We start from the raw sequence: 11,229 nt of genomic DNA, 5'->3' as shown, positions 1-11,229 counted from the left end.
CTTATTCAAACAGAGCTTCAATATCGTTAATGAACTCGCTGGCGGTGATGTCATCGAGTACGGAGAACTGCGCTTCCTGAGTTGAATGACTTCCCCAGCCATAATTCTCTGCTTTTCCATCCCATAGCCACAGTTTGCTTAAGAGTTGCTCCGCACTGAGTTCGGCTGGTGACATGCCTACCGCAAAACCTTCATCGATTTCCATGATTAACGACCAGCCCCCCAGGGGTTTGATCATCCAGCCGATCCAGCCAGCATCCTGCGGCTCGCCCTTTATCCAGCCTTTGTTCGCCAGCCCCATGACCCGACCACTCGGGCATTTTCTGCCTGCCCAGCGGGTCAGTTCGCTGGCATCGCGCTCGGCTTCTGTCAGCGCGTAACTGTTACGGTCAAGCTGGCGGAACGGCGGTAACAGTTCATAGTCGGCAAAAAGCTGCCCAAAGGCGGCGGCATCCGTCGGTGATATCTCCAGAATGTGAGGAATACCAATAGAGATATCGCCTTCCGGCAAAGTGAAAAGGTCATCGTCAGCGGTGCTGTAGCTGTTATCTTCAGCCACGCGAAAGCAAGCCAGTAGCTGGTTGTCGGCGCTATAAACGCCCCAAATCAGACGGCGGGTTAAGTGGCGGACCAGCGGATGCTCAACCAGAAAGAGCTGGAAGTTTTCCGGCGACCAGCGGCGGCGCAGGCACATGGCGGATTCCAGCCTTGCCACCTGCTGGGCAGCAACGGTACGCGCGTCTTTTTTCAGCAGTTTGTAGCGGTTAACAGCGTCGTCTGCCAGTGTTTCATCATCGCTTTTATTGGGTTTAGGTAAGTCTTTCAGGCGGCTGCCGGAAACATCACGCACAAAAGGTTTTAAGGTTTCATCAAAGCTGACGGTGAACTGGCGTGGGCCAAAATCCAGCAGCAGCGAACCGTTATCATCCAGACCGAGATCGGGCGCTAAGCGATCTTCAAGCTCCGCGACCGTGAGCTCGCGGCTCTCGGCAATATCGGCAATTTTCTCTTTTGCCCGCTCCTGTAATGCTTTGAATTTCAGTTTCTGGGCGATGCCGTTAAGCTGCATCAGGGCGATATCGCTGCCGATAGCAGCGAGAATATCCAACCCAACGGTGGCGCGTTTGTGCTGGGATTCGCCAGGCCAGGCGCGGATTAATGGCGTCAGTTTGCGGGCGGTATCATCGTTGCCGAGAACGCCTAACGCAGTGAACGCCCAGCTCTCTTTTGACGGTGAGCCAGCGGCTTGCCAGGCGGTAAACATACCCCAGGAAAATCCCGCCAGTGAGTCGGCGGTGCAGGCGTCTTTCACCTGCAATAATCCCGGATACAGCGCCTCTTCCTGAGGGAAGCGGAGCATTTCACCGAGGTGGAGGAGGGCGCTATCTGGCAGTGATTGGGCATTTGCTATTAATACCGGGCGGTTCCAGAGCGATGGCTGATAAAAGGCCGGAAGAGTGGGGATTTTTGTCGGGTGATTATCTAAGGGATCGAGCGCAAGCAGAGCGTTCACCGCATCGGTTACTTCCGGCTGGTTATAACGCCGGGCGATTTCTTGCAGTAATGGCTGATGACCGTTTTCAGTAAGCATACGCAAGGCAGCGCGGGCGTTATCCTGGGCTTCACCGGATTTGCCGAGCGCCGAAGGCAGCAGGCCGGTAATGGCATGTTCCGGGTACTTCAACAGCCAGGTGCGGGCGTCTTGTCGTAATGTTTTGAGTTTGTTGAAGGCGCGGGCGATCAGTGGCGCTAATTCGATAGCCGCAAAATATTGTGCTACAGGCAGCGCTTCTTGCGGATAGCGTGAAAAGGAGTGAATAAAACCCTGTAACCCAGCGAGTTGCAGGTGCGTCATGACAAACTCGACACCGACGTGTGGCTCTTTACTAAGGACATTCCACGCCTGCGCTGTTTTTTCGATAGGCAGGGCGACTAACATGTAAAGCTGCCATTCCCGTTGATAGGGGCGCCAGAAGGTTTTAAATTCGCCGATCAGCGCGGAATAATCTCCCCTCTGCCAAATCTCTACAACAGCATCAGGCGCTTTCATATAGTGACCATTATTCCAGCGATTGAAACCCAGACGTGTCAGGTAGTCCTGAATATCCTCTTTTTGGCCGATGTCTATTTGATGTGCGTACCAGCGATGCCCTGCATGAATCTCTTTTTCTGCCGCCTCGGTCAATGTGCAGCATGAGTCCAGCGATAATGGCGTGAAATCCAATACCGACATTACAGATTTTTTCTTTTTCGAAAGCCACGGGGGCGAGACTAATACGGCAGGCAGCATATCGGCGCAGGCATGGTTTGAGGGCTGTGTCAGTTGTTGCAGGCATGATTTCAGCACTTCAACTGCGGGTGTAGATAGCCAGGGTATGACCCGGTCTGCTAGTGCAGGTTGCGAGATAAGCATTGTCATTAGCATCATGCGCCAGCGCTTTACATCTTTTTGTGCCAGAAGTTCTGCTAATGCCGCCAGCGCTGCATGTGGAAAGCGAACGAAAACCTTTGTCATGCGATCGTGGCAACGCTTTCCCTGCTCGCTTGCATGGATAAGTAGTGTAAGTGCCTGCGGGTGGTTGACATGCATCAACACTTCACCACATGTGTCACCAGCAGCGTAAGGAGCAAAACGGGCCAGCGCAGCGACACCTTGCTCCTTGAGTATCGTAGCGCACCAGATTTTACCACCGTAATAATCATCAAATACCTGCCCAGGCTGTCCTGGATAGTATTTTCCCAGTTCTGCCAATACCTGCTTGTCGGCGGCCGTCAGTTTTAGCCATTCCAGCGCATATAACCCTTTTTGTGCGCAAAGGTGTCTGGCTATCTCATGAGCTACTTCTGGTTTTTCAGGCAACAATAACGCAACTAGCGGCTGGTTCCAGGCGGGCATGTTTCCAAGCGCAGTAATCAGTTTGTCGGCGCAACGCTGCCATACATCGTCATTTGCTAGTGAGAGATGTTTACGCAGGCGCGTTTCAACCGAGGCAAAACGTGACAGGCAGCCCGGTGGCTTGTTATCTGGGGTAAACGTAATGAGATGGGCATCATAATCCCAACCACCGCGGATAGATTGCAATGCAATGACAACCTCAGTGGCATATTCCAGACCACCTTCCTGGACAATTTGATCCATTAGCTCTTCATGATCGTTACGATTGAAGCCTTGTTCCAGCGCAACCAGTACCGCCAGAACCATCGGTGGTAGCGTGGTGCTAATCGGCGAGTCGATAAGGTCTACTGCTTGTGTAATCGCCTGCTGCCAGTCCAGTGAACAGGTGCTGTAATTGAAGGTCATCACCTTTTTAAAACGTCGGTGAGTATTCGCGGCGACGGTGCGTAGCAGGGTTAATTCATCCTCCAGCTGCACCGGATCGCCAGGCCAGCGTCGATGACTGAGTGTGGTTGGCGCAACCTCTGTCGGTAAAATGATTTGGGCGTCGTCTGCCAGCCAGGGGAGGAGGTCACCAGCAAATGCTGGTTTGTCTTGTGGCAAAGGGGCAATTTCAGGGCATTCAATAACCTGGCCGGGTGCAGACGTCTGTGCCATCACGGATACTTCTTCTACGTAGCCTTTTTTCACCTTCTCCGTAATCAGCTTCAGTTCCGCTTTTTCCGACGCCGCAGCATCAGCAAAGCTTTTTACCTGGCTTTGCCCGTTGGTGCCGACTTTACCCCAACTAATATGCAGCTCGTTGTCTTGCTGCTCAACCGCCCAGAATTTGTGTGATTTTTCGTCCTGATAGATATAGGTTTTCATTGCAAAGTCCTTTTAATCAAACAGTGATTCGATGTCGTTAATCAGCTCGCTGGCGGTGATGTCGTCGAGCACGGAGAAAGTGAGTGAGGATTGTTTACCATAGCGATCATCAAGTGCGGTGATTTTTACGCTTTCGACAGGCAGCAGGTCGCTATACCCCGTTTCACCATAAATTAATGAAAAAGGTTCTGTTTCAAGTTCGAGAGCGCCATAAGGGAGCGATTTGCGCATTGCATAGATGCTGCCGCTTTCTTCCAGACGTTGCCAGCCTCTGCGTTCCAGACCGACAATGCGACCAGCCTGGCAAAGCCGCCCTTGCCAGCGTGTCAATTCATGGGTATCACGTTCATTATCAGCAAGGTGGTAATAACCACGATCGAGTTGGCGGAACGGAGGAAGCAGTTCGTAATCAGTATAAATTTGCCCAAATGCAGCGGCGGATTCAGGAGATATTTCCAGCACATGCGGAATACCGATGTTTCCAGCTGGCAGCGTGAATAGCTCATCCTGCGCATCGCTGTAAGTGCTGTCTTCTGCCACGCGGAAACATGTCATAAGGGCGTTTTCATCGCTATATACCCCCCATAACAGCCGTCGGGTTAAGTGACGTACCAGCGGATGCTCCACCAGAAACAGGCGGAACTGCTCTTCAGTCCAGCGTCTACGCTGGCACATAGCTTGCTCCAGGTGGGTAATTTGTTGGTCGGCGATGGCGCGTACATCTTTTTTCAACTGTTTGAAGAGGTTAACCGCGTCAGTTGCCTGCGTTTTATCATCGCTCTGGTTTGGTTTGGGTAAATCTTTCAGGACTTTGCCGTTTGCATCGCGCACTACAGGTTTTAAGGTTTCGTCAAAGCCAATGGTAAATTGACGTGGGCCGAAATCCAGTGTCAGCGAACCGTTGATATCAAGCCCTAAATCTGGAGCCAGGCGGTCTTCCAGTTCAGCTATAGTTAGCCCACGGTTTTCAGCAACTATGTTGATTTTCTCGCGGGCATGTTCCTGTAATGCAACGAATTTAATCTTTTTCGCAATGCCATTAAGCAGCATTAGCGCAACATCGCTGCCAATATCAGCTAATACATCCAACCCGGACACCGCCCGTTTATGCTGGGATTCCCCAGGCCAGGCGCGGATAAGCGGGGTTAATTTACGCGCGGTGTCGTCATTGCCTAAAATCCCAAGCGCAGTAAATGCCCAGTTTTCTTTTGCGGGTGCGCCAGCTTCTGTCCAGGCGGTATACAGATCCCAGCCAAAGTCAGCCAGTGATTCGCGGGTGAAGGTTTCTCTAATGATATCCAGCCCAGCGTAGGCGGTAATGTCGCGAGGAAAGCTCAACATTGTGCCGAGGTGGTGCATAGCGTCATCGGATAGAGGCTGGTTGTTACTTTTAAGCCGTGGTCTGCGCCATAAGGTGAACTGATAAAAGCCGGGCAGTGGGGCGATTTTTGCGGGATATTCTTCCAGCGGGTCGCTATCAAATAATGTTGCCAGCGTAGCTAAAACATCAGGTTGGTTATACCCCTGGGCGATTTCCTCAATCGTTTCTCGCTGGTTTAATTTCACTAGCAGGCGGAGCGCCAGGCGAGCACAATCACGATCTTTTCCCTGTTTGCCCAGTGCCACAGGCAGTAGCCCGGCGGCGGCATGGCGTGGGAAATTAGCCAGCCATTTTCGGGCATCTTCAGCAGACATTTTTTTCTGTAATCGCTGCGCCATCGGTAATGCTAATTCGCTGACGCCCAGGAAGAGGGTGAATATCCACAACTGTTGTGGCTTACGTCGCAGACATTTCATAAACGCAGGAATGGCCGCATTACCAAAGATCGCCAGAATTTCTCTCTCGCCGGAGAATTGCTCTTCATTAATTATTTGATTGAGAAAAGAAATAGCATGCTGAGTGGGTAGGAAGCAGAGCGCGTACAACTGCCAGTGTCTGCTTCCTTTGTTATGGTATTTCGCAAACTCAGCTTTCAGCGCAGGGAAATCGAAACGTAACAGGGCGTCAACTGCGCTTTGTGGCATTATTTTTTTTTCGTATTGTTCTTCTCCGGTTCTGTGCCACTCCTTAAACCCCAGTCGCCAAAGGATTTGTTGTTCTGGTGTAAAAGGAATGAAAGATGTCTCCCAACTTTCTTTTTCAATTAGTGGCAGATCGGTAAATAAGGTTTGCTGTGATGCCTGATATTGCGCGATTTCACTGAATCTGGATATGTCAGTATGACTGATTAACTCTGTAATTCCTGGTGTGATATCCGTGACGGCAGGAACAGGAAGCACAGTTAAATCAAATACGGGTATTACATTTTTCTTTTTATTTATTACCCACGGTGGAGCGACAAATAACTCCGGCAACATATCCGCAGTGGCGTAATCACATTCTTCAGCTACTGACTGAGGACGACATTCAGATAAGATGCCTGCCGCCTTAGCATTAAGCCAGGGAATGACGTCAGTGACTAACTCTGGCGTGGCGGTAATCAGTTTGACAAGTGCGTTACGCCACTGTGCATCTTCATGTATTGCCAGCAAAGTTGCATAAGCGGCAATAGCCGCAGCGGGATGTTTGTGACAAGCTTTGCTTAAGTATTCCAGGTGCTTTTTCTTGCCAATCACACCGAGGATCAGAATTTGAATCGCATCCGGGTGATTCGTTTTCCATAGCCATTTGACAAGATTTTCAGTCTCGCTGATGCGCTCGAAGAGATAAGTGGGATTGTCAGAATGCTCTTCCATAAACTCAGTAAGTATACGGCCTGCACCGCGAATTCCATTATTTGCCAGCAACATTGCCAGATAAGCGCGAAAATCACGATGTAATGGCGGGAAGTCGTATTTTTCCGCTGTAGTCAGAGCGGCATCATCGGTTACCACCAGTCTTAACCAGGTCATCGCCGGAACGTTTTGGTCTGCATAGCGTAGAGCCATAGCATTGGCAATATCTGGGCGTTCAGGGAGCAGTAACGCCGCAAAAGGTTGCCGTGCCGGGGATAGCGTTGGAATGGCGGTGAGTACTTTATCTACACAGCGTTGCCACTCATCTTCTGAGGCGAGTGAAAGATGATGACAAAGTCGTTGGTGCCAATTCGGTAGTGATTCTGCTTCGTGAGCTGGAGGAATAATGGTCGTGACGACGCCTTTTACTGATTTATATTTTAGTTGAAGAGCGAGAAGGGCAATTTCAACGGCACTTTCCAGACCACAGCGAATGACTAAGTCATCGACCAGTTCATCTGCAGAGTAAGAGTTCCTAAAGTGCCAGAGTAATGCTGCGTCAGACTGCGCACTCCCTGTCTGTAGATTATCCCGGATTCGCAACTGTAATTCGGCAAACGCCTGCTTCCAGTTTTCCGGATAAGAACTGTAGTATTGTTTTAAATCATATGCATTGGTGTTATCTGCAATACGCTTCCATATCTCTCCTTTATTGCGCGGATAATTAATTTCTCTTGGCCTGCGGCGATGAGGAAAAGCAAATCGATTAATATCGTCAGTTACCGGAATGACTGCATCATCAGCCAGCCATGGGCGTTTATTTTGACTCACAGGGGGAGTTTTAACTTCAGGAGTGGCTTTGGTGACTGGAGGGATATATACGTTTGCCGAATCGCCTTCCACATAGCTTTTTTTCGTTTTCTCTGCGATCAGCTTCTGTTCCGCTTTCGCCGCCGCAGCAGCATCAGCAAAACTTTTTACCTGGCTTTGCCCGTTGGTGCCGACTTTGCCCCAACTGATATGCAACTCGTTGCCTTGCTGCTCCACCGCCCAAAATTTATGTGATTTTTCGTCCTGATAGATAAAGTGTCTCATTCTGCATCCCTGTAATTTTATCCAGTTGAATGCAGATGCTACCAGTATTTATGCGGGTTAGAGAGAGACAAAATCGCAAGAAAACAACTTTAGGAATTTATAAAGAAAAGGCGCTGTCGATGCAGCGCCTTGAAGGGGGATTATTTCACCTGATGGCCTGGTTTAGCACCAGCATCCGGGCTTAACAGGAAGATATCTTTCCCGCCAGGACCAGCAGCCATTACCATGCCTTCGGAGATACCAAAGCGCATTTTACGTGGTGCCAGGTTGGCCACCATAATGGTGTGACGCCCGATCAGTGCCTGCGGATCCGGGTAAGCAGAACGAATGCCGGAGAAGACATTACGTTTTTCGCCGCCGAGATCCAGCGTCAGGCGCAGCAGTTTGTCAGAACCTTCAACAAACTCTGCGTTTTCAATCAGCGCCACGCGCAGGTCAACTTTGGCGAAGTCGTCAAAGGTGATGGTTTCCTGAATCGGATCGTCTGCCAGCGGGCCAGTAACTGGTGCAGCAGTGGCTTTTACTTCCTCTTTGGATGCTTCCACCAGTGCTTCAACCTGTTTCATGTCGATGCGGTTATACAGCGCCTTGAACGGATTCACTTTATGGCCCAGCAGCGGTTGCTGGATACCATCCCAGGTCAGTTCCGTATTCAGGAATGCTTCTGCACGTTCAGTCAGTTTCGGCAGAACCGGCTTCAGATATGTCATCAGCACACGGAACAGGTTAATGCCCATTGAGCAAATCGCCTGCAGGTCAGCATCGCGACCTTCCTGTTTTGCGACTACCCACGGAGCCTGTTCATCGACATAGCGGTTAGCCAGGTCAGCCAGCGCCATGATTTCGCGCACTGCTTTACCAAATTCGCGGCTTTCCCACGCTTCACCAATCACTTCAGCGGCATCAATGAAGGTTTTATACAGCTGCGGGTCAGCCAGTTCGCTTGCCAGCACACCGTCAAAACGCTTGTTGATAAAGCCAGCGTTACGGGATGCCAAGTTAACCACTTTGTTCACGATATCGGCATTCACACGCTGAACAAAATCTTCCAGATTCAGGTCGATATCATCAATGCGCGAAGAGAGTTTTGCCGTGTAGTAGTAACGCAGGCTGTCAGCGTCAAAATGATTCAGCCAGGTGCTGGCTTTAATAAAGGTGCCGCGAGACTTGGACATTTTCGCGCCGTTCACTGTCACATAGCCGTGAACAAACAGGTTGGTCGGCTTGCGGAAGTTGCTACCTTCCAGCATGGCAGGCCAGAACAGGCTGTGGAAGTAAACAATATCTTTACCGATGAAGTGGTACAGCTCGGCGGTGGAATCTTTCTTCCAGTATTCATCGAAGCTTACGCTGTCGCCGCGCTTGTCGCACAGATTCTTGAAGGAACCCATGTAGCCAATCGGCGCGTCCAGCCAGACGTAGAAGTATTTGCCCGGTGCGTTCGGAATTTCAAAACCGAAGTAAGGCGCATCGCGGGAGATATCCCATTGTTGCAGGCCGGATTCAAACCATTCCTGCATTTTGTTTGCCACCTGCTCCTGCAACGCGCCGCTGCGAGTCCACGCCTGCAACATTTCGCTGAAAGAGGGCAGATCAAAGAAGAAGTGTTCGGAATCACGCATTACCGGCGTAGCGCCAGAAACCACCGATTTCGGCTCGATCAGTTCAGTCGGGCTGTAAGTCGCGCCGCAGACTTCACAGTTATCGCCGTATTGATCCGGTGATTTACATTTCGGGCAGGTGCCTTTTACAAAACGGTCCGGCAGGAACATGCCTTTTTCCGGATCGTACAGTTGAGAGATGGTGCGGTTTTTAATAAAACCGTTCTCTTTCAGGCGGCTGTATATAAGCTCCGACAGCTGACGGTTCTCTTCGCTGTGCGTAGAGTGGTAATTGTCGTAGCTGATGTTAAAGCCTGCGAAATCAGTCTGATGCTCCTGACTCATTTCGCCAATCATCTGCTCCGGTGTGATACCAAGTTGCTGGGCTTTCAGCATGATTGGCGTACCGTGGGCATCGTCGGCGCAGATGAAGTTGACCTCGTGGCCGCGCATTCGCTGGTAACGGACCCAGACATCAGCCTGGATGTGCTCCAGCATATGGCCGAGGTGGATTGAGCCGTTGGCGTACGGCAGTGCGCACGTTACCAGAATTTTCTTCGCGACTTGAGTCATAGTAGGCATTACTTCTTTGTAGTGAAAAGGGCTTAGATAGTACCAAATGGGGCATGGTTACGTAAGTCCTGTGCAAGCATCTTATGATGCATTATTAGGTAAGTACTTAGCTGTTAACTTCAGGTAAACTAATAGCGATAAGTTATCTTTATAAATAAGGAGTCGGGATGAACGAACAATCCCAGGCCAAATCACCAGAAGCCCTGCGCGCAATGGTCGCCGGGACACTGGCCAATTTTCAGCACCCAACCCTCAAGCATAACCTCACTACGCTAAAAGCGTTGCACCATGTTGCCTGGATGGACGACACGTTGCATGTGGAACTGGTTATGCCGTTTGTCTGGCATAGTGCGTTTGAAGAGTTAAAAGAGCAATGTAGCGCCGAATTGCTGCGTATCACTGGGGCGAAAGCTATCGACTGGAAATTGTCGCATAACATCGCCACTCTGAAACGCGTGAAGAATCAGCCGGGTATTAATGGCGTGAAGAACATTATTGCAGTCAGTTCCGGTAAGGGCGGCGTGGGTAAATCCTCCACGGCGGTAAACCTGGCGCTGGCACTGGCGGCAGAAGGGGCGAAAGTTGGTATTCTGGATGCCGATATCTACGGCCCATCAATCCCAACCATGCTGGGGGCGGAAAATCAGCGTCCAACCTCGCCGGATGGTACTCACATGGCACCGATTATGTCTCATGGCCTGGCAACCAATTCAATTGGTTATCTGGTCACTGACGACAATGCGATGGTATGGCGGGGTCCAATGGCCAGCAAGGCGCTAATGCAGATGTTGCAAGAAACCTTATGGCCAGACCTCGACTATCTGGTGCTCGACATGCCGCCAGGAACTGGTGACATTCAGCTGACGCTGGCGCAGAACATTCCGGTAACCGGTGCTGTCGTGGTCACCACCCCGCAGGATATCGCGCTGATTGATGCCAAAAAAGGCATCGTGATGTTTGAAAAGGTCGAAGTTCCTGTGCTCGGTATTGTCGAGAACATGAGTGTGCATATTTGCAGTAACTGTGGTCACCACGAGCCGATTTTCGGCACTGGCGGCGCAGAGAAACTGGCAGAGAAATACCACACGCAACTGCTGGGGCAGATGCCGTTACACATCTCCTTACGTGAAGATCTCGATAAAGGCACGCCAACGGTTATCAGCCGTCCGGAGAGCGAATTTACCGCTATCTACCGCCAGCTGGCAGACCGTGTTGCAGCCCAGCTCTACTGGCAGGGCGAAGTCATCCCTGGCGAGATTGCCTTTCGCGCCGTATAACGCGTATTAACCTTTCTGGTTATTCTTCATTCACTGCATCAATGTTAAATTGATGCGGTGAATTTTTTTGCAGCCTTAATAACCCCTTTTTTAATGCTGCGAATATTCAGTGGATCTTAGTCCGAAACTGTACAAAGGCGATTGATTGTGCAAACACTGTCTCTTTATCATCCCTCGTGGCTGTGTAGCGGATGTACAGCTATAG

Annotated in this window: 4 protein-coding genes; 1 reads left to right on the top strand and 3 read right to left on the bottom strand. The window is 50.6% G+C overall.

Going from position 1 to position 11,229, the window contains the following annotated elements; all coding sequences use genetic code 11:
- Nucleotide 1 precedes the first annotated feature (1 nt).
- The 3 genes from FEK46_RS10090 to metG all read right to left on the bottom strand — a co-directional run bounded on the left by FEK46_RS10090 (nucleotide 2) and on the right by metG (nucleotide 9,747).
- Entirely contained in the window at nucleotides 2-3,763 is a 3,762-nt protein-coding gene (locus FEK46_RS10090) for a WGR and DUF4132 domain-containing protein (RefSeq protein ID WP_135559398.1), read from the bottom strand.
- 12 nt (nucleotides 3,764-3,775) lie between these two features.
- Complete coding sequence (locus tag FEK46_RS10085; protein WP_135559399.1) at nucleotides 3,776-7,573, bottom strand: WGR and DUF4132 domain-containing protein; 3,798 nt, start codon at nucleotides 7,571-7,573, stop codon at nucleotides 3,776-3,778.
- Between the two features lie 140 nt (nucleotides 7,574-7,713).
- On the bottom strand, nucleotides 7,714-9,747 hold the full coding sequence (metG, locus tag FEK46_RS10080; protein WP_135407324.1) for a methionine--tRNA ligase: 2,034 nt from the start codon (nucleotides 9,745-9,747) through the stop codon (nucleotides 7,714-7,716).
- Between the two features lie 167 nt (nucleotides 9,748-9,914).
- On the opposite strand from metG, the gene apbC reads away from it, so the two are divergent.
- The gene (apbC, locus tag FEK46_RS10075; protein ID WP_130207002.1) at nucleotides 9,915-11,024 is read left to right on the top strand and encodes an iron-sulfur cluster carrier protein ApbC; all 1,110 of its coding nucleotides are present in this window, start codon (nucleotides 9,915-9,917) and stop codon (nucleotides 11,022-11,024) included.
- The last annotated feature ends 205 nt before the right edge of the window (nucleotides 11,025-11,229 follow it).

This window comes from Escherichia sp. E4736 (assembly GCF_005781225.1).
Taxonomy (GTDB): domain Bacteria; phylum Pseudomonadota; class Gammaproteobacteria; order Enterobacterales; family Enterobacteriaceae; genus Escherichia.
This window is presented reverse-complemented; position numbering and strand designations above follow the sequence as displayed.